At 71.6% G+C, this 22,505-nt stretch carries 19 protein-coding genes and 2 riboswitches; of the genes, 5 read left to right on the forward strand and 14 right to left on the reverse strand.

The window, feature by feature from the left end:
- Positions 1-130: 130 nt before the first annotated feature.
- The 5 genes from MPTA5024_RS13880 to MPTA5024_RS13900 all read right to left on the reverse strand — a co-directional run bounded on the left by MPTA5024_RS13880 (position 131) and on the right by MPTA5024_RS13900 (position 6,537).
- Positions 131-2,635 carry an ATP-dependent Clp protease ATP-binding subunit gene (locus tag MPTA5024_RS13880; RefSeq protein WP_036324384.1) on the reverse strand — a complete coding sequence of 835 codons (2,505 nt, stop codon included), beginning with the start codon at positions 2,633-2,635 and terminating at the stop codon, positions 131-133.
- Between the two features lie 267 nt (positions 2,636-2,902).
- Positions 2,903-3,250, reverse strand: a complete 348-nt coding sequence (locus MPTA5024_RS13885) for a histone-like nucleoid-structuring protein Lsr2 (RefSeq protein ID WP_036324386.1) — start codon at positions 3,248-3,250, stop codon at positions 2,903-2,905.
- Between the two features lie 535 nt (positions 3,251-3,785).
- A complete protein-coding gene (locus tag MPTA5024_RS13890) occupies positions 3,786-4,421 on the reverse strand; it encodes an RDD family protein (RefSeq protein ID WP_084369695.1) in 636 nt (211 codons plus the stop codon).
- 166 nt (positions 4,422-4,587) lie between these two features.
- Positions 4,588-5,868: an RDD family protein gene (locus MPTA5024_RS13895; protein WP_051458152.1), complete on the reverse strand. Its 1,281-nt coding sequence runs from the start codon at positions 5,866-5,868 to the stop codon at positions 4,588-4,590.
- A 114-nt stretch (positions 5,869-5,982) separates the two neighbouring features.
- The gene (locus MPTA5024_RS13900; RefSeq protein WP_036324391.1) at positions 5,983-6,537 is read right to left on the reverse strand and encodes an amino-acid N-acetyltransferase; all 555 of its coding nucleotides are present in this window, start codon (positions 6,535-6,537) and stop codon (positions 5,983-5,985) included.
- A gap of 375 nt (positions 6,538-6,912) precedes the next feature.
- Positions 6,913-7,081, forward strand: a riboswitch (cyclic di-AMP (ydaO/yuaA leader).
- A gap of 74 nt (positions 7,082-7,155) precedes the next feature.
- Between MPTA5024_RS13900 and MPTA5024_RS44255 the strand changes: the two genes are divergently transcribed.
- Positions 7,156-8,193, forward strand: a complete 1,038-nt coding sequence (locus MPTA5024_RS44255) for a C40 family peptidase (protein ID WP_036324394.1) — start codon at positions 7,156-7,158, stop codon at positions 8,191-8,193.
- A gap of 154 nt (positions 8,194-8,347) precedes the next feature.
- On the opposite strand, the gene MPTA5024_RS13910 is transcribed toward MPTA5024_RS44255, so the two are convergent.
- Positions 8,348-8,596 carry a LuxR C-terminal-related transcriptional regulator gene (locus tag MPTA5024_RS13910; RefSeq protein WP_036324397.1) on the reverse strand — a complete coding sequence of 83 codons (249 nt, stop codon included), beginning with the start codon at positions 8,594-8,596 and terminating at the stop codon, positions 8,348-8,350.
- 93 nt (positions 8,597-8,689) lie between these two features.
- The gene (locus tag MPTA5024_RS13915) at positions 8,690-9,103 is read right to left on the reverse strand and encodes a winged helix-turn-helix transcriptional regulator (RefSeq protein ID WP_036324399.1); all 414 of its coding nucleotides are present in this window, start codon (positions 9,101-9,103) and stop codon (positions 8,690-8,692) included.
- A gap of 103 nt (positions 9,104-9,206) precedes the next feature.
- Here MPTA5024_RS13915 and MPTA5024_RS13920 point away from each other — a divergent pair, with 103 nt between their 5' ends.
- Positions 9,207-10,130 (forward strand): NADP-dependent oxidoreductase, encoded by a 924-nt coding sequence (locus MPTA5024_RS13920; RefSeq protein ID WP_036324401.1) that lies wholly within the window; start codon positions 9,207-9,209, stop codon positions 10,128-10,130.
- A gap of 98 nt (positions 10,131-10,228) precedes the next feature.
- On the opposite strand, the gene lysS is transcribed toward MPTA5024_RS13920, so the two are convergent.
- The 5 genes from lysS to MPTA5024_RS13945 all read right to left on the reverse strand — a co-directional run bounded on the left by lysS (position 10,229) and on the right by MPTA5024_RS13945 (position 17,173).
- Positions 10,229-11,917 (reverse strand): lysine--tRNA ligase, encoded by a 1,689-nt coding sequence (gene lysS / locus MPTA5024_RS13925; protein WP_036324403.1) that lies wholly within the window; start codon positions 11,915-11,917, stop codon positions 10,229-10,231.
- 60 nt (positions 11,918-11,977) lie between these two features.
- Positions 11,978-12,760 carry a type III pantothenate kinase gene (locus MPTA5024_RS13930; protein ID WP_036324405.1) on the reverse strand — a complete coding sequence of 261 codons (783 nt, stop codon included), beginning with the start codon at positions 12,758-12,760 and terminating at the stop codon, positions 11,978-11,980.
- Between the two features lie 49 nt (positions 12,761-12,809).
- Positions 12,810-15,371: an L-aspartate oxidase gene (locus tag MPTA5024_RS13935; RefSeq protein WP_036324406.1), complete on the reverse strand. Its 2,562-nt coding sequence runs from the start codon at positions 15,369-15,371 to the stop codon at positions 12,810-12,812.
- 72 nt (positions 15,372-15,443) lie between these two features.
- Positions 15,444-16,292 carry a pantoate--beta-alanine ligase gene (gene panC, locus MPTA5024_RS13940; RefSeq protein WP_036324407.1) on the reverse strand — a complete coding sequence of 283 codons (849 nt, stop codon included), beginning with the start codon at positions 16,290-16,292 and terminating at the stop codon, positions 15,444-15,446.
- Positions 16,283-17,173: a Rossmann-like and DUF2520 domain-containing protein gene (locus MPTA5024_RS13945; RefSeq protein WP_036324408.1), complete on the reverse strand. Its 891-nt coding sequence runs from the start codon at positions 17,171-17,173 to the stop codon at positions 16,283-16,285. The genes panC and MPTA5024_RS13945 overlap by 10 nt, the downstream gene beginning before the upstream one ends.
- A 161-nt stretch (positions 17,174-17,334) precedes the next feature.
- Here MPTA5024_RS13945 and MPTA5024_RS13950 point away from each other — a divergent pair, with 161 nt between their 5' ends.
- Positions 17,335-18,303 carry an SAM-dependent methyltransferase gene (locus MPTA5024_RS13950; protein ID WP_036324410.1) on the forward strand — a complete coding sequence of 323 codons (969 nt, stop codon included), beginning with the start codon at positions 17,335-17,337 and terminating at the stop codon, positions 18,301-18,303.
- 3 nt (positions 18,304-18,306) lie between these two features.
- Here the strand turns inward: MPTA5024_RS13950 and MPTA5024_RS13955 are convergent, their stop codons facing one another.
- Positions 18,307-19,506, reverse strand: a complete 1,200-nt coding sequence (locus tag MPTA5024_RS13955; RefSeq protein WP_036324412.1) for a cytochrome P450 — start codon at positions 19,504-19,506, stop codon at positions 18,307-18,309.
- A gap of 115 nt (positions 19,507-19,621) precedes the next feature.
- Positions 19,622-19,737: riboswitch (SAM riboswitch) on the forward strand.
- A gap of 91 nt (positions 19,738-19,828) precedes the next feature.
- Here MPTA5024_RS13955 and MPTA5024_RS13960 point away from each other — a divergent pair.
- Both MPTA5024_RS13960 and MPTA5024_RS13965 read left to right on the forward strand, forming a co-directional pair.
- Entirely contained in the window at positions 19,829-21,082 is a 1,254-nt protein-coding gene (locus MPTA5024_RS13960; protein WP_442922067.1) for an aminotransferase class V-fold PLP-dependent enzyme, read from the forward strand.
- Positions 21,083-21,123: 41 nt separating this feature from the next.
- Positions 21,124-22,296 carry an NADH-quinone oxidoreductase subunit D gene (locus MPTA5024_RS13965; RefSeq protein WP_036324413.1) on the forward strand — a complete coding sequence of 391 codons (1,173 nt, stop codon included), beginning with the start codon at positions 21,124-21,126 and terminating at the stop codon, positions 22,294-22,296.
- 4 nt (positions 22,297-22,300) lie between these two features.
- On the opposite strand, the gene MPTA5024_RS13970 is transcribed toward MPTA5024_RS13965, so the two are convergent.
- The coding region (locus MPTA5024_RS13970) for a DUF3180 domain-containing protein (RefSeq protein WP_036324415.1) at positions 22,301-22,505 on the reverse strand (205 nt) is incomplete at its 5' end.

Consider the following 22,505-nt stretch of genomic DNA (forward strand, 5'->3'; position numbering starts at 1 on the left):
GCGGGGCCTGAGAAGGAGACCGGGAACCGGCGCCGGCGAAGAAGGCCGGAAAACGCCGAGGGGCGCCTGGTGGGGCGCCCCTCGGGTGGGAGCCCGTACGGCTCCCGTGGTTGCTCGGCCCTGGCCGGGCTCAGTTCTGGATCGGCTCGGCGATCGAGGCCGCCGAGTCGGGGACCTCGGGGCTCTTGGACTCCCCGGTGAAGACGAACTTCGCCGCGTCGCCCTCGCCCTCGACCTCGACCTTGACGATCTGGCCGGGACGGAGGTCGCCGTACAGGATCTTCTCCGACAGCGTGTCCTCGAGCTCCCGCTGGATCGTCCGGCGCAGCGGCCGGGCGCCCATGACCGGGTCGTAGCCGCGGTCGGCGAGCAGCTGCTTGGCCTCCGCCGACAGGGCCAGGCCCATGTCGCGGTCCTTCAGACGCTCGTCCACCTGGGAGAGCATGAGGTCCACGATCTGGATGATCTCCTTGGGCGTGAGCTGGTGGAAGACGACGATGTCGTCGACGCGGTTGAGGAACTCCGGCCGGAAGTGCTGCTTGAGCTCCTCCTGGACCTTCGACTTCATCCGGTCGTAGTTGCTCTCGACGTCGTTGGACTTCGCGAAGCCCACCCCGATGCCCTTGGAGATGTCCCGGGTGCCGAGGTTGGTGGTCATGATGATGACCGTGTTCTTGAAGTCCACCACCCGGCCCTGGGCGTCGGTCAGGCGACCGTCCTCCAGGATCTGCAGCAGCGAGTTGAAGATGTCCGGGTGGGCCTTCTCGATCTCGTCGAAGAGGACCACGGAGAACGGCTTGCGCCGCACCTTCTCGGTGAGCTGGCCGCCCTCCTCGTACCCGACGTAGCCGGGCGGGGAGCCGAACAGCCGCGAGACGGTGTGCTTCTCCATGAACTCGGACATGTCCAGCATGATCAGCGCGTCCTCGTCCCCGAAGAGGAACTCGGCCAGCGCCTTGGACAGCTCCGTCTTGCCGACGCCCGAGGGGCCGGCGAAGATGAACGACCCGCCCGGCCTTCTCGGGTCCTTGAGGCCGGCGCGCGTGCGGCGGATCGACCGGGACAGGCCCTTGATGGCGTCGTCCTGGCCGATGATCCGCTTGTGGAGCTCGTCCTCCATGCGGAGCAGCCGCTGCGACTCCTCCTCGGTCAGCTTGAAGACCGGGATGCCGGTGGCCGTCGCGAGCACCTCGGCGATGAGCTCCTCGGTGACCTCGGCGACGACGTCCATGTCGCCGGCCTTCCACTCCTTCTCACGGCGTTCCCGCTTGAGCTGGAGCTGCTTCTCCTGGTCGCGCAGCGCCGCGGCCTTCTCGAAGTCCTGCGCGTCGATCGCGGACTCCTTCTCGCGCCGGACGTTGGCGATCTTCTCGTCGTACTCGCGCAGGTCCGGCGGAGCGGTCATCCTGCGGATGCGCATCCGGGAGCCGGCCTCGTCGATCAGGTCGATCGCCTTGTCCGGCAGGAACCGGTCGCTGATGTAGCGGTCAGCCAGCTGGGCGGCGGCCACGAGCGCGCCGTCGGTGATGGAGACCCGGTGGTGCGCCTCGTAACGGTCGCGCAGGCCCTTGAGGATCTCGATCGTGTGGCTGAGGCTCGGCTCGGCGACCTGGATCGGCTGGAAGCGGCGCTCGAGCGCGGCGTCCTTCTCCAGGTGCTTGCGGTACTCGTCGAGCGTCGTCGCGCCGATCGTCTGCAGCTCACCGCGGGCCAGCATCGGCTTGAGGATGCTCGCCGCGTCGATCGCGCCCTCGGCGGCGCCCGCACCGACCAGCGTGTGCAGCTCGTCGATGAACAGGATGATGTCGCCGCGGGTGCGGATCTCCTTCAGCACCTTCTTCAGGCGCTCCTCGAAGTCACCGCGGTAGCGGGAGCCGGCGACCAGAGCGCCGAGGTCGAGCGTGTAGAGCTGCTTGTCCTTCAGCGTCTCGGGCACCTCGCCCTTGACGATCTTCTGGGACAGGCCCTCCACGACGGCCGTCTTGCCCACGCCGGGCTCGCCCACGAGAACGGGGTTGTTCTTGGTCCTCCGGGAGAGGACCTGCATGACCCGCTCGATCTCCTTCTCGCGGCCGATGACCGGGTCGAGCTTCCCCTCACGCGCGGCCTGGGTGAGGTTGCGGCCGAACTGGTCGAGCACGAGCGAGGTCGAGGGCGCGGACTCCTGCGGCCCGCCGGCGGCCGCGGGCTCCTTGCCCTGGTAGCCGTGGAGCAACTGGATGACCTGCTGCCGCACCCTGTTGAGGTCGGCCCCAAGCTTCACGAGCACCTGGGCGGCCACGCCCTCGCCCTCGCGGATGAGGCCGAGGAGGATGTGCTCGGTGCCGATGTAGTTGTGGCCGAGTTGCAGGGCCTCGCGGAGCGACAGCTCAAGGACCTTCTTGGCACGTGGGGTGAAGGGAATGTGCCCCGAAGGCGCCGACTGGCCCTGGCCGATGATCTCCTCGACCTGCTGACGCACACCCTCAAGACTGATGCCGAGGCTCTCCAGAGCCTTGGCGGCAACGCCCTCACCCTCATGGATCAAGCCAAGAAGAATGTGCTCAGTACCGATGTAGTTGTGGTTGAGCATCCGGGCCTCTTCCTGGGCCAGGACGACAACCCGCCGCGCACGGTCGGTGAACCTTTCGAACATCTCGTCGCTCCTCACAGAGCGGTCAGGCGAACGCGGGAGATCCGGCTCGTCGTTCCGCATGGTAGCCCCGACCCAGCGACCGCTCCTCTGGCTGAAGGGTTCCCCGGGAGCAGGGCGTTCACGCTCTATCCAACCCCCTGCTGGGGCCGACATGTTCCCGATACGCCGCAAGCGAACGAGGTTTTAAGGGGACGCAAACAGAATCGCGCGGCTATGCGCTCGCCGGATCATCCGACGACCGACATAACCGCACGATCAAGGGCGGAGTTAGTGCGCCGCCTCGTAGGCCTCGACGATCGACGCGGCAATACGGCCGCGCTCGCTCACCGGGTGCCCGTTCGCCTTCGCCCAGGCGCGGATCTCGGCGCTCTTCTCGCGCGTCATGGCTCGCTGGCCACCGCCGCCGCCACCGCCACGGCGACGCCCCCGGGCCTGGCCCGAATCGGCACGCCGCGCGCTGCCGACGAAAGGCGACAGGGCCTCGCGAAGCCGCTTCGCGTTGCCGTCGCTCAGGTCAATCTCATATGACGTGCCGTCAATCGCGAAGGCGACCGTCTCATTGGCCTCGCCGCCATCGAGATCGTCGATGAGAATCACCTGCGTGTGCTTGGCCATCCGGCAATCCTTTCGCAGCCCCATAGTTTGATTCGTCAGCCAAACATATACCCGGATTCCCCCGGCTGACAATTCACGATTGCGGATTCTCCGGAACCGGTGTGTCCGGTGTCTTCTCTCGTGGCGCGCGTGCCTGGCGGAGGCCGGCGGCATCGGAACGTACCAACTTTACGATGCCGTAGACCGCCGCTCCGGCGACGACCGCGGAAGGTATCAAGGCGGACAATACCTCTGTCATTCTGCCTCGCTCGTGCCGGGGGTGCCATTGCGGACGCCCTCGCGAATTCCGGGGACCTGGAGGCGCTCCCAGCTACTTCTCAGCTGGACCCACCTCCTATGACGCTCCTATGACGATAGCGCCGGACCCGCCCGGGGACGGCTTCCGGGGGCCACCAGGGGGCACGAAGGTAATCGCCGTCTCTCCAGCCGTCTTACCGGATGTACTGGAAATCCTACTCAGAAAGCCAAGTGGGGCGGTCGCCGAAGCGGCCGCCCCACTGTTTCGGTCCCCCTCGGGACCGGGCTTCCCCTGGCGTCAGCCCTGGGTCTTCACCACGATCGTTCCGGCGATCTTGTCGTGAAGGCCCTGCTGAAGGGGCTTGTCAGTGATGATCAGAATTGCGGTGACCAGCACGAAGATGGCGGCCAGCCAGCTCACCACGGGAATCCCGTAGAGAGCCAGGACGCCCGGGTAAAGCAGCGACCGCTTGAGGAGGGCCGACGAATCGAGCGCCCCTCCGTCGCGCGGGAGCACCCGGATCTTCATGACCTTCTTGCCCACGGTCTGACCGTCCTTGCTGTGCAGGACGTAGTCGTAGGCGGCATAAGCGCCGTAGGCGATCAGGGCGGCGAGGAATCCCGGGAGGAAAACGCTGCCGGACGCCTCGACCGACGAGCCGTTAACGCTGACCTTCGGTCCGAACGCGGCGTTGAAGATCATGCTCAGGATGAAGTAAACGATCGAGAAGATGATCGTGTCGATGATGCGAGCCACCCACCGCTCCCACCATTGCGCCACGGGCGCGGGAACGCCGGGAGGAAGGGGGGCTCCCTGGGGGGCCCCATAAGAACCCTGGGGGGCCCCATATCCGCCCGGGGGCGGATATGAACCGGGCGGGGGCGGCGGAGCCGAGCCATATGGATTCTGGCCGGGGGGAGGTTCCGCGGTCATTGGTCACCTCTTGCGACTTGCGTGGGCACTTGCGTCGGACAAGCATCGCACGCCCGAGGTCACCCGTTACGGATTTTCCGTGCACCCGTTCAGCGGACCGGTCTCTCGGCGGAAACACACGAAAAGCGGGACCGATGGCCCGTTCCATCGGCCCCGCTTTGTGGCACTACTTGACCTTGACCACGATCGTCTTGGCGGCCTTGTCGTGCAGGGCCTGCTGCAGCGGCTTGTCCCAGAGCAGCCAGAGAACGTTCACCAAGGCGAAGATGCCGAGCAGCCATCCGACGACGGGAATCCAGCGCAGCACCTGCGGGCCGTAGAGGACGCCGGCGCGCTTGCCCGCCGCGTCGACCGGCAGCCCCTCGGGACCGAGCGAGCCGCCGACGGGCACGACCCTGATGCCCATCACGATCTTGCCGACCGTCTGGCCGCGCATCCGCAGCATGAGGAACTCGTAGGCGATCATCACGAGGCCGCTGATGAGCGCGATGAGCAGCGACGCGAGGAAGAAGCCGCTCGGCGCCGTCACCGCCCCCGTCGACAGGTCGTAGTTGCCCGTCGTGACGACCACCGCGGTGATCACGGCCGAGATGATGGCGAACGGGACGCCCACGATCACGCCGTCAATGATCCGGGCCACGAGGCGCTGCCACCACTCCGCGAGCGGGGCGGGCGCGCCGGGCGGGACCGGGCCGGCCGCGGCGTACGGCTGGCCGAAGCCGGGCTGGCCGTACGCGGGCTGCCCGTAGCCCTGCTGCGGCTGGCCATAGCCCTGCTGGGGAGTCTGCTGGCCGTAGCCGGCCTGGCCGTACCCGGGCTGCTGGCCGTACCCCTGCTGCGGGTAGCCCTGCTGGGGGTAGCCCTGCTGCGGCTGCTGCTGGCCGTACCCCTGCTGGGGGTATCCCTGCTGGCCGTAGCCGCCCTGGCCGTACTGCTGCTGCTGCTCCTGGCCGTACCCCTGCTGGCCGTAGCCCTGCTGGGGGGCCTGCTGACCGTAGCCGGGCTGGCCGTACCCCTGCTGGGGCTGGCCGTAGCCCTGCTGCTGGCCGTAGCCCTGGCCGTACTGCTGCTCCTGGGCGTACTGCTGCTGCTCCTGGCCGTACCCCTGCTGGCCGTAGCCCTGCTGGGGGGCCTGCTGACCGTAGCCGGGCTGGCCGTACCCCTGCTGGGGCTGACCGTAGCCCTGCTGCTGGCCGTAGCCCTGGCCATACTGCTGCTCCTGGGCGTACTGCTGCTGCTCCTGGCCGTAGCCCTGCTGGGACGGCTGCTGGCCGTATCCGGGCGCCTGCTGGGGGCCGGTGTGCTGCCCCGGGTTGCGATAGCTGACTACCGTGACGTCAGGGTCGTACTCTTCGGCGGGCTTATCCGTGTTGTACCCATGAGGGGAAGGCGGAGGTGGCGTGCCGTCCGACTCGTCCTGGGGGTACGGCGGCTGTCCGGTGCTCACCGTGTCACCTCGTTTCAGAAACGCATGCGCCGCACGTCAGTAGCACACGCTGATATTGCCAAAAGTAGCGACAGGTGTATCAACAGTCACCTTTGCAGCCCGTTATGGCGACGGTCAAGATCTCCGGTCGAGATGAAGGAGCATCCGGGTGTTGCCGAGCGTGTTCGGCTTGACGTGCTCCAAGTCGAGGAACTCGGCCACGCCCTCGTCGTAGGAGGCGAGCAGTTCGGCGTACACCTCGGGGGAGACGGGCGTGCCCTGGATCGGCACGAAGCCGTGGCGGCCGAAGAACTCGACCTCGAAGGTGAGGCAGAAGACCCGGCGGACGCCGAGCGCGCGGGCCGCCTCGATGAGCGCGGCGACGATCCGGTGGCCCACGCCCCGGCCGCGCACCGACGGGTCGACCGCGACCGTGCGGATCTCCGCCAGGTCCTCCCACAGGACATGGAGGGCGCCGCAGCCGGCGACCTGCCCGGCGATCTCCGCCACCCAGAACTCCTGGACGTCCTCGTACAGGGTGACCGTCGTCTTCTCGAGCAGGCGGGGGCCGACGCCGGAGTAGGCGTCCACGAGACGGCGGATCACGCGCACGTCCGGCGTCCGCGCCCGGCGCACGATGACCTCCGGACGGCCGGGCTCGGCGTGCGTCTGCTCCGCGACCTGCTCCATGGTCGGTCAGCCTAGCCGGGCCGCCGCCCGCCCCCACCGGGCCCACAACCGGTGCCCGGATTAACGGCCACACCCTAAAGCGGTTCACGACATCGGTTCGTTACCGTGCGTTTCCATGCGTACGCGCAGCGAGACCCAGCGGGTGGACCAGTTGGGTATGAGTTTTGCCCCGGCTTGGACCTGCGATAACGCGAAACAGAAATCCGACAAAACGGACTAGTTGCAGGTTAAACGGGGTCTATGGCGATCCGCTCCCGTGACCCGCCCGTGATCGTTCGGTTGTGGAACGTAGACGGGATTGGGAGTTCTGGTTGAGCAACAACTCGCGGTGCATTAGTGTCCTGCGACGATGCCGGTCGCGCGAGCCCCAATCGCGAGGACCGGACGCCGAGTCTTCGAAGCACCGAGCGTGTGGAGGGGAGCCGGGGACCCAACTGCGAGTCGGGCCGAGTGCGGCCCGTGTCGACAAGGGGTGAATCCGAAAGGTAGGGCTGCTCCGGCCCGAACCCGTCAGCTAACCCGGTAGGCGCCCAGGAGTGCCGTACGGACCCGCGTGACCATTCACGCCCAGGTCGGGTCCGTGAGCGCGGCACGACGAGGAGAGGAGCTTGGTTGCGCATGCGTGGAGGACGGTCCGCGGGTAGGCACGCCCGGGGCCGCAGGCCCGGAGGCACCACGGCCGGGTCGATCATCCGCCGGACGGCGTTCGTGAGCGTGGCCATCGGCCTCGTCACGTTCGGCGCCCCCGTCGTCGCCGCCACCGCCGATCCCAAGCCGAGCCTCAAGCAGCTGTCCGCCGAGGTTGAGCGTCTGTACACCCAGATCGAGACCCTCACCGAGCAGTACAACGGCGAGCGGGTCCGGCTCAAGGCCGCCCAGCGCTCCGCCGACCTGGCCAAGAAGAACCTGGCCAAGAGCGAGGCCGAGCTCGAGGTCAAGCGGCAGAAGGCCAGCCTGCTCGCCCAGAACTCCTACATGACCGGCGGGCTCGGCTCCGCGCTGGCGCTGATCGGCAACACCGACCCCAGCCAGTACCTCGACCAGGCCTCCACCACGTACGCGCTGGAGATGCAGCAGGGCCAGGAGGTCGCCGAGGTCTCCAAGGCCATGGACGCGGCCGCCCGGGCCAAGGCCAGCGCCACCGCCCGCCAGAGCGAGGTCAAGAAGCTGCTGACCAGCCTTGACGGGCAGCGAACCAAGATCGAGAAGCTGGTCAAGAGGGCGGAGAGCAACCTCTACAGCAGGGTCGCCGGCAGCGTCAGCACCGGCCGGGCCACCCGGATCTCGTTCCCCGTCGTCGGCGACGGCAAGGCCGCCGAGGCCGCGCGCTGGGCGCTCAGCCAGCAGATGCGGCCGTACGTGTGGGGCGCGGCCGGACCGACGTCGTTCGACTGCTCGGGCCTGGTGATGGCGGCCTACCAGCAGGTCGGGATCAGCCTCCCGCACTACACCGGCGACCAGTGGACCGCGGGCACCCACATCTCCCGTGACGAGCTGCGGCCCGGCGACCTCGTCTTCTTCTACCCGGACCTGCACCACGTCGGCATCTACATCGGCGGCGGCTACATGGTCCACGCCCCGCACACCGGCGACGTCGTACGGGTCGCGCCGCTCGGCAACCGCCCGTTCGCGGGCGGCGTGCGCATCGCCGACTGAGCCGGCTGAACGGAGGCCGCGCACGGCCGGGCTGCGGCCCGCCGTGCGCGCCGCCGCCTGAATCGGCCGGTACGGCCCGGCGCAGAGCAGGGTGACCCCTGTCAGAGCACGGCGAAAGGACGCGACGTCGTCGCCCGCGACGAGTGAGAGATCGTCAGATGAGACGGCGGCGCGCCGCCCAGGCGACGGCCTCGATCGCGGTAGCCACGCCGATGCGGTCGCAGATCCCCCGTAACCGCCTGCGCACGGTGCGGCCGCTCACGTCGAGGCTGCGCCCGACCCGATCGGCCGTCACGCCCTTGGCGAGCTCGGCGAGAAGGAGCAGGTCCTCATCGGTGAGACCGGCACGATCAAGGTCCGAGGCGACGTCGTCACCCCGGGAGACCACGTCGGGAAAACCCATCGTCTGCCCTCCCCCACGACGATGACTGGTCGGCCCACCCTTCAGGGAAGGTAAACGCCAGCCAGGAAGGTCGTCAAGCATCGCCCTTCGCGGTCAGGCCTCTCCCGAGGCGTTGGAGCTGTCGTACGCCTGCCGGGCGGCCTCGACCTCGTCCATGTGGATCTCCGCCCAGCTCTTGATCGCCTGCATCAGCGGCACGAGGTCCTCGCCCAGTGACGTGAGCCGGTAGTCGACCCGGACGGGCACCGACGGCGTGATGGTCCGGGAGACCAGCCCGTCGCGCTCCATCGTCCGCAGTGTCTGCGTGAGCATCTTCTGGCTCACGCCGGCGACGGTCCTGGCCAGCTCGCTGTACCGGCACGGGCCGTCGGCGAGGGCCGCGAGCACGAGGCTGACCCACTTGTCGCTCAGCGTGTCGAGCAGCTTCCGCGAGGGGCAGCCCGCGAGGTACGCGTTGTAGGCCAGCCGTGCCTCCTCGCGCCTCTGGGCGGCGGTCTGCGTGGCCATGCTCTCTCCCTTACGCACTTCGAGGTGCCTACTTCCCGATAGAGAGTAACCGTTCCTACGCTCGCTCGGGAAGATCCGCCTGTGGGAGGCACAAGGAGGAGTCATGCGCGCGCTCGTCGCACGGTCAGGGAGGGTCCAGCTCGTGGAGGCGCCCGACCCCGAGCCGGGGCCGGGGCAGGTGAGGATCCGCATGGAGGCCGCCGCGCTCAACCCCGTCGACCTCGCCACCGCGTCGGGGTCGCTGACCGCGCTCGGCCTGGTCCAGCCCCTCGACGCGTACGGCCTGGGCTGGGACGTCGCCGGGGTGGTCGACCTCGTGGGCCCGGGGGTGCCGCACGTGCGTCCCGGGGACTTCGCGATCGGGCTGTCGGACCGGCTGCCGCTGCCGGTCAAGGCGCAGGCCGATCACGTCGTGCTGGACGCGTCGGCCGTCGCGCCGGCGCCCGCCGGGATCCCGGCGGTGGACGCGGCGACGCTGCCGCTGAACACGCTTACGGCCGTCCAGGCGCTCGACCTGACGGGGCTCACGGCGAGCGACACCCTGCTCGTGACCGGTGCGGCCGGCGGGGTCGGCGGTTATCTCGTGGAGATCGCGGCGGCCCGGGGCGTCCGGGTCGCCGCCTCGGCGTCCGCCGGGGACGAGGCCCTGGTGCGCGGCCTCGGGGCCGAGTGGTTCGTCACGCGCGGGGAGGACCTCGGGGCGGCCGTACGGGCCGCCGTCCCTGGCGGAGTGGACGCAGTCGTCGACGCGGCGCTCGTGGGGGTGGCCGCGCTCGACGCCGTCCGCGGGGGCGGCGCGTTCGTGTCGGTGGCGGCGGGGGCGGCGCCGGTCCCCCTGCGCGGCATCCGGGTCTCCACGGTCTTCATCCGGGCCGACGGGGGCAGGCTCGCGGAGATCGCGCGGCTGGCCGAGGCCGGGCGGCTCACCACCAGAGTGGCCGGCGTGCACCCCCTGGAGAAGGCCGCCGAGGCGTATGAGCGCCTGGCGGCGGGCGGCCTGCGCGGCCGTCTCGTGCTCGTTCCCTGATCTCGCGCAGGGCCGGCGGAGCGCCCCGCGAGTGGCCTGGAACGCCATGAGGGCTCCCGGAACCTCCGGGAGCCCTCGCGGCGTCGCGGCGACCGCGGTCAGCCGGCCAGGAGCCGGCGGACGCGGTCGCGGCCGACGGCGAGCAGCAGCGTGGGCAGGCGCGGCCCGGTGTCCCGCCCCACGAGCAGCCGGTACAGCAGCACGAAGAACGCCCGCTGGGCGGCCTTCAGCTCCGGCGTCGCGGCCTTGGCGCTCATGTCGAGCCCCGCCTGGACCTTCGGCACGCCGTACAGCAACGTGGTCAGCCCGTCGAGCGACCAGTGCTCGTCGAGGCCCTCGGCCAGCAGCCGCAGCGACTCCCGCTCGACGTCGCCCAGCGAGGCGAGCAGCTCGGCGTCGGGCTCCTCCCGGACCTGGGTGCGCTCGTCCGCCGGGACGTACGTGCTCACCCAGTGCTGGGCCTTGTCGAGCCGCGGCCGCAGCTCGTCGAGCCCGGCGATCTCATGGTCGAACTCGCGCAGGATGCGCAGCGTCTGCTCCTCGTGCCCGGTGGTGATGTCGACCACCGACGCGAGCGTCCGGTACGGCAGCCGGCGCGGGGTGTCGGGCAGGGTGAGCGAGGCGGTCGTGGTCGCCCGGCGGTGGGCCGACTGGTCGGCCGGGAGGGCAGTGCCGTCCGCGACCTTCCTGGTGAGCGTGTCCCACTCGTCGTACATCCGCTGGATCTCCTGGTCGAAGGAGACCTTGAACGACTGGTTGGGCCGCCGCCGCGCGTACAGCCAGCGCAGCAGCGCAGGCTCCATGATCGACAGGGCGTCGGCGGGGGTGGGCACGCCGCCCTTGGAGCTGCTCATCTTGGCCATGCCGCTGATGCCGACGAAGGCGTACATGGGCCCGATGGGCTGCTCGGCCCCGAACACCTCGCGGACGATCTGGCCGCCGACGACGAAGGACGACCCGGGCGAGCTGTGGTCGACGCCGGACGGCTCGAACACCACGCCCTCGTACGCCCAGCGCATCGGCCAGTCGACCTTCCACACGAGCTTGCCCCGGGTGTGCTCCGACAGCAGCACGGTCTCGGTGTGCCCGCACGCGCAGGTGTAGGTCAGCTCGGTGGTGGCGTCGTCGTACGCCGTGACCGTGGTGACGTCGCGGTCGCAGACCGAGCAGTAGGGCTTGTACGGGTAGTAGCCCCCGGCGCCCGACCCGTCGTCCTCGCCGGCCGCGCCCGAGCCCTCCAGCGCCGCGGCCTCATCGGCGTCCACGGCCTGCGCCTGGGCCTTGGGCTTGGCCTTAGTGCGGTACTGGTCGAGGATCGCGTCGATCCTCTTGCGCTCGCGCATCGCGAGCAGCACCTGCTCGCGGTAGGCGCCGGAGGTGTACATCTGCGTCTGGCTGATGCCGTGGAACTCCACGCCCAGGTCGGCGAGCGCGGCCGCCATCGGGGCCTTGAAGTGCTCGGCCCAGTTGGGGTGCTCGCTGCCGGGCGGGGCCGGCACCGAGGTCAGCGGCTTGCCGATGTGCTCGGCCCACGTCGGGTCGACGCCCACGGGGACCTTGCGGTAGCGGTCGAAGTCGTCCCACGACAGGACGTGGACGCAGTCGTACCCGCGCCGCCTGATCTCGTCGGCGACCAGGTGCGGGGTCATCACCTCGCGCAGGTTGCCCAGGTGGATGGGCCCGGAGGGGCTGAGGCCGGACGCGCAGACGATGGGTTTGCCCGGCGCGCGCCGTTCGGCCTCGGCGATGACCTCGTCAGCGAAACGCGCCACCCAGTCGGCGTCCATCACGGCAGTCCTCTCTGAGACGGATCCTGCCTTCTATGGTCCCGTACTCGGAGGAGTGCTTCAGGCGGTGTTGCGCGCGTACACCAGACGCAGGCCGATCAGCGTGAGCCACGGCTCGTGGACGTCGATCGTGCGGGCCTCGCCGACGACGAGCGGGGCGCCCGATCCGGTCGCCACCACGGTCACATCGTCGGGGTCGGCGGACAGCTCCGCGGTCATCCGGTCGACGATCCCGTCCACCAGCCCGGCGAAGCCGTAGATGATGCCGGACTGGAGGGCCTCCACGGTGTTCTTGGCGATCACCGACCGGGGGCGGATCAGCTCGACCTTGTGCAGTTGCGCCCCGGCCGTGGCGAGCGCGTCGACCGAGATCTCCAGGCCGGGCGCCGTGACCGCGCCGACGTACTCGCCGCGGGCCGACACGGCGTCGAACGACGTGGCCGTGCCGAAGTCGACGATCACGCAGGGGCCGCCGTACAGGGTGGCGGCGGCCAGGGCGTTCACGATGCGGTCGCTGCCGACCTCCTTGGGGTTGTCCATGCGGACCGGGACGCCGGTGCGGACCCCGGGCTCGACGACGACGGCCGTCACGTCGCCGTAGTAGCGCCGCGACATCTCGCGCATCTCGTTGAGGACCGACGGGACCGTGGAGCAGATCGCGATGCCGCTGATGTCGGCGTCCTTGAGGATCGGCGACTGGCCGAGCAGCCCCTGGAGGACGACCGCGATCTCGTCCGCCGTACGGCGGGGATCGGTGGCGATCCGCCAGTGCTCGATCACCTCTTCACCCTCGAACAGGCCCAGCACCGTGTGGGTGTTGCTGACGTCGATGGTGAGCAGCATTCCCCGATTATGCACCAGCGCGCGTCCCTGCGATCTTCCGTCTCACGGGTCATTCCCCACGGAGGTCCAGACCTACGTCGAGGACCGAGGCCGAGTGCGTGAGGGCGCCCACGGCCAGGTAGTCGACCCCGGTCTCGGCCACCGCCCGCGCCGTGCCGAGGGTGAGGCCGCCGCTCGACTCCAGCCGCGCCCGGCCGCCCACCAGCCGTACGGCCTCGGCGAGCCGCTCGACGGTGAAGTTGTCGAGCAGGATCTCCTCGGCGCCCTCGGCGAGCACGGGCTCGATCTGGTCGATCCGGTCCACCTCGACCTCGATCGGCAGCCCGGGGAACGCCTCGCGCACGGCCCGGAATGCCTCCGCCACCCCGCCGGCGGCGACGACGTGGTTGTCCTTGATGAGGGCGGCGTCGTGGAGGCCCATGCGGTGGTTGACCCCGCCGCCGCACCGCACGGCGTACTTCTGCAGCGCCCGCAGGCCGGGCAGGGTCTTGCGGGTGTCCCGGACGCGGGCGCGGGTGCCGGCGATCGCGTCGGCCCACCGCCTGGTCGCGGTGGCGACGCCGGACAGGTGGGTGAGGAGGTTGAGGGCCGTGCGCTCCAGGGTGAGCAGGTCGCCGGCCGGGCCGGAGACGGTCATGAGGACGTCGCCGGGGCGCACCCGGTCGCCGTCCGCGGCCCGCCTCTCGACCGTGATCCGCGGCCCCGCCTGGCGGAAGACGGCCTCGGCGACCGGGAGGCCGGCCACCACGCCCTCGGCGCGGGCGACGAGGTCGCCCGTCGCCGCCTGGCCGGCGGGGATCGTGGCGGCCGAGGTGACGTCGAGCCCGCCGCCCAGGTCCTCCTCCAGGGCCGTGCGCACCAGCCTCAGCAGGTCGCCCGGGTCCACGCCGATCGCGGCCAGCTCGGCCCGCAGCGCCGCCGGCAGCTCGTCGCCCACAGGCGCGGCGTGCGCCGGGGACGTGTCGGGACGGGTGTCCTCGTGGGCCTCGTGCCGCATGACCAGTCCTTCCGCTGTGAGGGCGATGTCGATGTGCAGGCGCCAGTGGTCGTCGTCCCGCTCGGGGTGGTCCTCCCGCCAGTGGGAGCCCCGGGTCTCCTCGCGTTCGGCGGCGGCCGCGACGAGGGCCGTGGCCACCGTCAGGAGGTTGGTCGCCTCCCACGACTCGGTGCAGGGCTCGACCGCCACCGGGGTCCACCGGGCGTCCTTCAGCGCGCGGGCGACCTGCGCGAGGCTGACGTCGCTGCGCAGGACGCCGGCGCCGCGGCTCATGTGGTTCTGCACCCGCTGCCGGGTACGCGGATCCACCAGCCCCTCCGGCCGGCCGTCGCCGGCCGGCTCCGCCGGGACGAGGTCGGCCGCGGCCAGGTCGGCGGCGATGCGCTCGCCGAAGACCAGCCCCTCCAGGAGCGAGTTGGAGGCCAGCCGGTTGGCGCCGTGGACGCCGGTGCACGCCACCTCCCCGCAGGCGTACAGGCCCGGGACGGTCGTGCGGCCGTACAGGTCGGTGCGGACGCCGCCGCTGGCGTAATGGGCGGCGGGGGCCACGGGGATCGGCTCGGTCACGGGGTCGATGCCGTGCTCGCGGCAGACCGCGAGGATCGTGGGGAACCGCGTCCGCCACTTCTCCTCGCCGAAGTGCCGGGCGTCCAGGTACACGTGGTCGGCGCCGGTCTCGTCCATCCTGCGCATGATCGCCTTGGCCACGACGTCGCGCGGGGCGAGGTCGGCCAGCTCGTGGACCCCGCGCATGAACCGCTCGCCGGCGCCGTCGACCAGCACGGCCCCCTCGCCGCGCACGGCCTCGGAGACGAGCGGCTGCTGGCCGGTCGAGCCCTCGCCGAGCCACAGGACGGTGGGGTGGAACTGGACGAACTCGATGTCGCGGACCACGGCCCCGGCCCGCAGCGCGAGCGCCACGCCGTCCCCCGTGGAGACGACCGGATTGGTGGTGGCGGCGTAGACCTGGCCCATGCCGCCGCTGGCGAGCACGACGGCGCCCGCGTTGACCGCGCCCACGCCGTCCACCGCGCCCTCGCCCATCACGTGGAGGGTGACCCCGCAGGCCCGCCCGGCGGCGTCCGCGAGCAGGTCGAGGGCGAGCGCGTGCTCGACGACCTCGATGCGCGGCTCGGCCAGCACGGCCTGGACGAGGGCCCGCTGGACCTCGGCGCCGGTGGCGTCGCCGCCCGCGTGGACGATGCGGTTGCGGCGGTGGCCGCCCTCGCGGGTGAGCTGGAGCTCGCCATCGGTGTCCCGGTCGAACTCGGCGCCGTGCCCGATCAACCGCTTGAGCGCGTCCGGGCCCTCCGTCACCAGCACCCGTACGGCGTCCTCGTCGCACAGGCCGACGCCCGCGAGCAGCGTGTCCCGCAGGTGCTCGTCGGGGGTGTCCTCGGGGTCGAGGACGGCCGCGATGCCGCCCTGGGCCCAGCGGGTGGACCCGGCGGACAGCACGTCCTTGGTGATGACGAGCACCCGCCCCCGCGGGGAGAGGTGGACGTAGCGGAGCGCGACCGTGAGGCCGGCGATGCCCGACCCGATCACCACGACGTCCGCGTGCGTGCTCCATCCGGGAGCGGGGGCGGTGAGCCTCCTCGGAATCGCCACCATGAGGGATCCCCTTTCGTCAATATGACGATAACGCCCTCACGGCGATGCTCCGTCGCCGCCCCCATCCGAAGGTCAGGAAACGGCGACGACCAGGTTGTCGATCAGCCGCGTCGTGCCCACCTTGGCGGCCACGGCCAGTACGGCCTCGCCGCGGAAGCCGTCCTCGACCGGGGTGAACGTCGCCGGGTCGACGAGGGCGACGTAGTCGAGCAGGAGCGGCGGGTCGAGCCGGGCCGCCTCGTCCAGCACGGCGGCGGCCGCGCGGAGGATCTCCGAGGGGACGGTCCGCCCGGATCCCGCCCGCAGGGCCCGGGACAGGGCGAGCGCCGTGACCCGGTCGGCCGGCGACAGGTACCTGTTGCGGCTCGACAGCGCCAGCCCGTCCGGCTCGCGGACGGTCGGGCCGCCGGCGATCTCGACCGGCACGTTCAGGTCGGCCACCATCCGCCGGATCAGCGCGAGCTGCTGGGCGTCCTTCTGCCCGAAGACCGCGACGTCCGGCTGGACCAGGTTGAACAGCTTGAGCACGACGGTCAGCACGCCGTCGAAGTGGCCGGGCCGGAACGCGCCCTCGACGATCGCGCCCATCCGCCCCGCGGAGACCTGCACCTGGCGGTCGGGCAGGTACATGTCCTCCGCCGAGGGGGCGAACACCACCCGTACGCCCTCCTCGGCGCAGGCCGCGAGGTCGGCGTCGAACGTCCGGGGATAGCGGGAGAAGTCCTCGTTGGGGCCGAACTGCAGGGGGTTGACGAAGACGCTGACCACGACGTGGTCGGCCAGCTCACGGGCCAGCCGGATGAGGGACCGGTGGCCCTCGTGGAGGGCGCCCATGGTGGGGACCAGGGCGATCCGGCCGCCGCCGAGCGTGTCCTTCGCCTTGACGAGCTCCGTGCGGTCGCCCGCGACGATCACGTCCAAATGTTGCCTCCCAGCGCGTCCAGGAGGCGCTCGGCGGTCTCGGGCTTGAGCAGCCCGGCGGCGAGCGCCCGGTCCGCCGTGAGCCTAGCGAGGGCCACGTACGCGTCGGCCGCCTCGGGCGCCGCCAGGATGAGGGCGTCCACGTGCCGGCGCACGGTGCCGGCGTCGCCGCGCACGACCGGGCCGGTCAGGCCGCTGATCCCCAGCCGCAGGACGTTGTCGAGCGCGGCGCCCAGCAGCGGCGCGAGCATCCGGCCGGGGTGCTCGACGCCGATCTTCGCGAGCAGCTCCTGCGACTCGGCGACGAGCGTGACCATGTGGTTCGCGGCGCCGGCGAGGGCCGCGTGGTAGAGGGCCCGGTCCTGGTCGGCGATCCAGACCGGCTCCCCGCCCATCTCGATGACGAGCGCCTCGGCCACCGGGCGCAGCAGGACGGGGGCCGTCACGCCGAACGAGCATCCGGTGATCTTCGTCAGGTCGTCGTCCCTGCCGGTGAACGTCATCACCGGGTGCAGCGCGAGCGGCATCGCGCCGGCCTCGGCCGCCGGGTCCAGCACCGCCAGGCCGTACGCGCCGCTCGCGTGGACCAGCAGCTTGCCCCGCAGGTCGGCGCCGGTGGCGGCGAGCCCGGCGACCAGTTCGGGCAGCACGTCGTCGGGAACGGTGAGCAGCACGAGCTCCGACCGCCGGATCACCTCGTCCGGCCTGCTGAGCTCCACGCCGAGCCGCTCGGCCGCCCGGCGCCGCGAGGCGTCGGACACCCCGCTGGCCGCGACGACCCGATGCCCGGCGAGCATGAGCGCGGCCCCGAGCACGGAGCCCACGCGTCCCGCGCCGAGCACTCCCACGGCGAGCCGCGCCGGGCGGTCACTTGTGTCCATGACGCCTCCCCTCGGCCCAGAGTAGCGGCGGCGGACGCGCCGGCCCGGCCTCGGCCCGACGGTCGAATTTTGTCCCGTTTCCCCCTGGCTTATGTTGAGCCACGAGTACGAAAGTCGCTACTTTTCGTCACGGTGGCCGCCGTTCGGTAACGTGAACCGCTGTGTGGGTCACCTGGCGCACGGCGACGCAGCGCGCCCTCTACGGCCCCGACGGCTTCTACCTGCGCGAACGGCCACATCGGCACTTCCGGACGTCGGTGCACGTCTCGGCCGCGTTCGCGGAGGCCCTGGTCCGGCTCGCCGCGCGAACGGACGAGGCCCTGGGGCGCCCGCCCGTCCTCGACCTGGTGGACGTGGGGAGCGGCGACGGGACGCTGGCGGCGGGCGTGCTCGCGGCCGCGCCGCCCGAGCTGGCGGAGCGCCTCCGGGTGACCGCCGTCGATCTGTCTCCGCGGCCCGAGGGCCTGGACGCCGCCGTCGCCTGGGCGCACGAGATGCCCCACGGGGTCGCCGGGCTCGTGGTGGCCAACGAGTGGCTCGACGACGTGCCGGTGGACGTCGTCGAGGTGACCCCCTCCGGCCCCCGGGTGGTGCTGGTCGACCCCGCCACGGGCGACGAGCGGCTCGGCCCCGCCCCCTGCGAGGAGGACCTGGCCTGGCTGGAACGCTGGTGGCCGCCGCGCTTCCCGGGCTGCCGGGCCGAGATCGGCCGTCCCAGGGACGAGGCCTGGGCCTCGGTGGTGTCGCGGCTGGAGCGCGGCACGGCCATCGCCGTCGACTACGCCCACCTGGCCGCCTGCCGTCCCTGCGCGGGCAGCCTGACGGGCTACCGCGACGGCTCGGTCGTCCCCGCGGTGCCGGACGGCTCGTGCGACGTCACCGCGCACGTGGCGCTCGACGCCTGCGCCGCCGCGGGCGAGCGGGCCGGCGCGACCGCCACCCTGCTGACCACGCAGCGGGAGGCTCTGCGCGCCCTCGGCCTCCTCGGCGCGCGTCCGCCGCTCGACCTCGCCCGCTCCGACCCCCGCGGGTACGTCCGCGCGCTCAGCCGGTCGTCGGAGGAGGCCGAGCTGATCGACCCCGCGGGACTCGGCGGCTTCGGCTGGCTCAGCCAGTCGCGCGGCCTGTGACGGTCACACGGCGACCTTGAGCGACTCCAGGCCCCGGATGATGTAGTTCGGCTTCCAGGCGGGCTCCTCGGCGAGCTCCACCTTCGGGGCGGCCCGCAGCAGGGCGCCGAACGACTCGACGAGCTCGACCCGGGCGAGCGGCGCCCCCAGGCAGAAGTGGATGCCCGCCCCGAACGAGATGTGCGGGTTGTCCGCCCGGCTCACGTCGAGCCTGTCGGGGTCGTCGAACACCTCGGGGTCCCGGTTCGCCGAGCCGAACAGCAGCGCGACCTCGACGCCCCGGGGGATGCGCACGCCGCCGATCTCGACGTCCTCCAGCACCCAGCGCTCGAACATCTGCAGCGGGGTGTCCCACCGCATGAGCTCCTCGACGGCCGTCGGCAGCAGGCCGGGGTCGGCGCGCAGCCGGTCGAGCTCCCCGGGGTTGCGGAACAGCGACCACCAGCCGTTGCCGGTGACGTTGACCGTGGCCTCGTGTCCCGCGTTCAGCAGCAGCACGCAGGTCCCGATCAGCTCGTCCTCGGTGAGGCGGTCCCCCTCGTCGACGACCTGGGCGAGCGCGGAGATCATGTCGTCGCCCGGCCGGTCGCGTCGGGCCCGGGCCAGCTCGCGCAGGTAGCCGGAGAACTCGGCCGCCGCCCGCACGGCCGTGTGCTGGACCTCGTCCGACGGGTTGAGCTCGTACATCCCGCAGATGTCGGCCGACCAGGGCCGCAGCAGATGCCGGTCGGCCTCAGGGACGCCCAGCATCTCGGCGATCACGGTCACCGGGAGCGGCTCGGCGACCTCCGCGAGGAGGTCGCCCCCGCCCCGCTCGGCGAACTCCTCGGCCAGTCCGGTCGCGATCGCGCGCACCCGGGGCCGCAGCGACTCGACCATCCGCGGGGTGAACGCCTTGGACACCAGGCGGCGCAGCCGCGTGTGGACGGGCGGCTCTACGTCGAGCATCCCGGCCCGGATCACCCGCCAGAACGGCTCCTGGAACTCCGGCTCGGCCTGCCTGCCGAACTCCTCGTGCGAGGCGACGTGGAGGTAGGAACGGCCCAGCCTGCGATCGCGCAGCAGCGTGTTCACGTCGGCGTGGCGGGCGACCAGCCACTGGCCGGTCGGCTCGAAGAAGCTCACCGGGTCGTGGTCGCGCAGGGCGCGGTACACGTCGTACGGGTGGGCGACGAACTCGGGATTCCAGGGATCAAACCGCACAAAGCAACCATACGGACCCGGGACGGCGGCCGCACCCACGCGGTTCCGCAATCGAGAGCCTTGCCGAACTGCGGATTTGCGGATGGGGGCGGTCGTCTGGTTATAGTGCGGCTCAGGTTATGAGTGCCAGCGTCAAGCCCCGGCTCGCTGGCCGGCAACCCTCGCGCTCGCGGCGGGGTGCCCCGGGTGATGACCGGGCTCGGCACGAGGGGTGCCGGGCAAGCGCGGGCTCCGACGCCATGGCCGGAGTCCATGACTCCGAGGGAGCCTGACGTTGTCCGCTGTCACCTGCACCCACGCCGAGACCGTCGCCGAGCCGATCGTGCGAGGCGGCTCGGCGCCGTTCGCGGCCCGCGCCCGCGAGATCCCGGCCGTTCTGGGCGCCGACCTGGAGGTCCCCGTCAGGGGCGGCCGGCTCGTCCGGTACGCCAACCTCGACTACGCCGCCAGCGCCCCCTGTCTGGAGCCGGTGAACGCCGCCCTCGCCGCGGCGCTCCCGGCCTACTCCAGCGTCCACCGGGGAGCCGGGTACGCCTCGCAGCTCACGACCGCGCGGTACGAGCAGGCCAGGCACACGGTCAAGGCCTTCGTCGGCTCCCGCCCGGACGACGCGCTGATCTTCACCCGCAACACCACAGACGCGATGAACCTGCTGGCCCGCTGCCTGCCCGAAGGCACCACGGTCGTGGTCTTCGACAGCGAGCACCACGCCTCCCTGCTGCCCTGGCCGCGGGCCGTGCGGCTGGCCCCGCCCGCCTTCCCCGGCGAGGCGATCCGGGCGGCCGACGAGGCCCTGGCGGCCGTCGAGGGCCCCGCCCTGCTCGTGGTGACCGCGGCCTCCAACGTCACGGGCGAGCTGTGGCCGATCGCCGGGCTGGCCCACGTCGCCCACCGGCACGGCGCCCGCATCGCCGTGGACGCGGCCCAGCTCGTGCCGCACCGGCGGCTCAACCTGACCGCGCTCGACCTCGACTACGTCGCCTTCTCCGGGCACAAGCTCTACGCGCCCTTCGGCGCGGGCGCGCTGGTGGGCCGCCGCGACTGGCCGGCCGAGGCCGAGCCGTACCTGCGCGGCGGGGGCGCCGTGACGGCCGTGGGCGACGAGGCCGAGTGGAGCGCCGACCCCGAGGCCCGGCACGAGGCCGGCACGCCCAACGTGCTCGGCGCCGTCGCCCTCGCGGCCGCCTGCGACGCGCTCACGGCCACCGGGTGGACCCCGCTCGTGCGCGAGGAGGAGCGCCTGCTCGCCCGCCTGCGCGCCGGCCTCGCGTCGATCGAGGGCGTACGGGAGCTGTCGCTGTGGGGCCCCGATCACCCGCGCGTGGGCATCGTGTCGTTCACCGTGGAGGGCCGCACCGCGCGGGAGGTCGCCGAGTTCCTGTCGTCCGAGCACGGCATCGGGGTCAGGGACGGCAAGTTCTGCGCCCACCCGTTCGTCCGCCACCTGCTCGGGACGGCCGACGGCGGCTGCGCGGACGGCACGGCGAGCGCGGTGCGCGCCTCGATCGGCGTCGGCTCGACCGAGGAGCACGTCGACCGCCTCATCGAGGCGCTGCGGGGCCTCGCCGCCGAATGACGCTCTTCGCCCCACCGTACGGTCGTGACAGCATGGGCCGTATGGAAGGGACGCCGCGGGAGCGGGTTGTCGGCATCGGCGCGGGGGCGGGGCACGTCCAGCCGCGGGAGCTGGCCACCGAGGACATGGTCCTCAACATCGGCCCGCAGCACCCCTCGACCCACGGGGTGCTGCGGCTGCGGCTCGTCCTCGACGGCGAGCGGATCGTCACGGCCGAGCCGATCATCGGGTACATGCACCGGGGCGCGGAGAAGCTGTTCGAGGTCCGCGACTACCGGCAGATCGTGGTGCTGGCCAACCGGCACGACTGGCTGTCGGCGTTCGCGAACGAGCTCGGCGTCGTGCTGGCCGTGGAGCGCATGCTCGGGATGGAGGTACCGCCCCGGGCCGTGTGGGCGCGAACGCTGCTGGCCGAGCTCAACCGGGTGCTCAACCACCTCATGTTCCTCGGCTCCTACCCCCTGGAGCTGGGCGCGATCACCCCGGTCTTCTACGCGTTCCGGGAACGGGAGACGCTCCAGCACGTGATGGAGGAGATCTCCGGCGGCCGCATGCACTACATGTTCAACCGGGTCGGCGGTCTCAAGGAGGACCTCCCGCTCGGATGGCTCGACCGCGTCACGGCCGCCGTGTCCGCCGTACGGCGGCGGCTGCCCGACATCGAGAACCTGATCGCCGGCAACGAGATCTTCCTGGCCCGCACCCGCGGCGTCGGCGTGCTCGACCGGGAGACGATCATGCAGTACGGCGTGAGCGGCCCCATCGCCCGCGCCTCCGGCGTGGACCTCGACCTGCGGCGCGACGAGCCCTACCTGGCGTACGGCGAGCTCCCGGTGAAGGTCGTGACCCGGTCGGCGGGCGACTGCAACGCCCGGTTCCAGGTGCTGCTCGACCAGGTCAAGGTTTCGCTCGACCTCGCCGACGCCTGCGTCGAGCGGCTGCGGCAGCTGCCCCCCGGGCCGATCAACCAGCGGCTGCCGAAGATCCTCAAGGCGCCCGAGGGGCACACGTACGCGTGGACGGAGAACCCGCTCGGCCTCAACGGCTACTACCTGGTCTCCCGCGGGGAGAAGACGCCCTGGCGGCTGAAGCTGCGCAGCGCGTCCTACAACAACGTCCAGGTCCTGCGGGAGATGCTGCCGGGGCAGCTCGTCTCCGACATGGTCGCGATCCTCGGCTCGATGTTCTTCGTGGTCGGCGACATCGACAAGTGAGCCGTCAGGCCTCTCCGGAGGGCTCGCCGGGCACCCGGCAGCAGTGCTCCAGGAACAGCGCGGCGCAGATCAGGATCACACACGAGACGAACGACCCGCCGGCGACGAGCGCGTCCTGCCGCGGTTTGGGCAGGTCGAGCAGGTTGATCACGTGGAGGACGAAGCCGGCGAACACGCCCGCGAACGCCGCACCGGCGTACGCCGTGGCC

It is taken from the genome of Microbispora sp. ATCC PTA-5024, assembly GCF_000511135.2.
Lineage (GTDB): Bacteria > Actinomycetota > Actinomycetes > Streptosporangiales > Streptosporangiaceae > Microbispora > Microbispora corallina.

Excerpts from the sequence above, each read along its gene's own strand:
- MPTA5024_RS13880 (WP_036324384.1), bottom strand. The coding sequence starts at position 2,635 with ATGTTCGAAAGGTTCACCGACCGTGCGCGGCGGGTTGTCGTCCTGGCC.
- MPTA5024_RS13885 (WP_036324386.1), bottom strand. The coding sequence starts at position 3,250 with ATGGCCAAGCACACGCAGGTGATTCTCATCGACGATCTCGATGGCGGC.
- MPTA5024_RS13890 (WP_084369695.1), bottom strand. The coding sequence starts at position 4,421 with ATGACCGCGGAACCTCCCCCCGGCCAGAATCCATATGGCTCGGCTCCG.
- MPTA5024_RS13900 (WP_036324391.1), bottom strand. The coding sequence starts at position 6,537 with ATGGAGCAGGTCGCGGAGCAGACGCACGCCGAGCCCGGCCGTCCGGAG.
- MPTA5024_RS44255 (WP_036324394.1), top strand. The coding sequence starts at position 7,156 with ATGCGTGGAGGACGGTCCGCGGGTAGGCACGCCCGGGGCCGCAGGCCC.
- MPTA5024_RS13910 (WP_036324397.1), bottom strand. The coding sequence starts at position 8,596 with ATGGGTTTTCCCGACGTGGTCTCCCGGGGTGACGACGTCGCCTCGGAC.
- MPTA5024_RS13915 (WP_036324399.1), bottom strand. The coding sequence starts at position 9,103 with ATGGCCACGCAGACCGCCGCCCAGAGGCGCGAGGAGGCACGGCTGGCC.
- MPTA5024_RS13920 (WP_036324401.1), top strand. The coding sequence starts at position 9,207 with ATGCGCGCGCTCGTCGCACGGTCAGGGAGGGTCCAGCTCGTGGAGGCG.
- lysS (WP_036324403.1), bottom strand. The coding sequence starts at position 11,917 with ATGGACGCCGACTGGGTGGCGCGTTTCGCTGACGAGGTCATCGCCGAG.
- MPTA5024_RS13930 (WP_036324405.1), bottom strand. The coding sequence starts at position 12,760 with ATGCTGCTCACCATCGACGTCAGCAACACCCACACGGTGCTGGGCCTG.
- MPTA5024_RS13935 (WP_036324406.1), bottom strand. The coding sequence starts at position 15,371 with ATGGTGGCGATTCCGAGGAGGCTCACCGCCCCCGCTCCCGGATGGAGC.
- MPTA5024_RS13945 (WP_036324408.1), bottom strand. The coding sequence starts at position 17,173 with ATGGACACAAGTGACCGCCCGGCGCGGCTCGCCGTGGGAGTGCTCGGC.
- MPTA5024_RS13965 (WP_036324413.1), top strand. The coding sequence starts at position 21,124 with ATGGAAGGGACGCCGCGGGAGCGGGTTGTCGGCATCGGCGCGGGGGCG.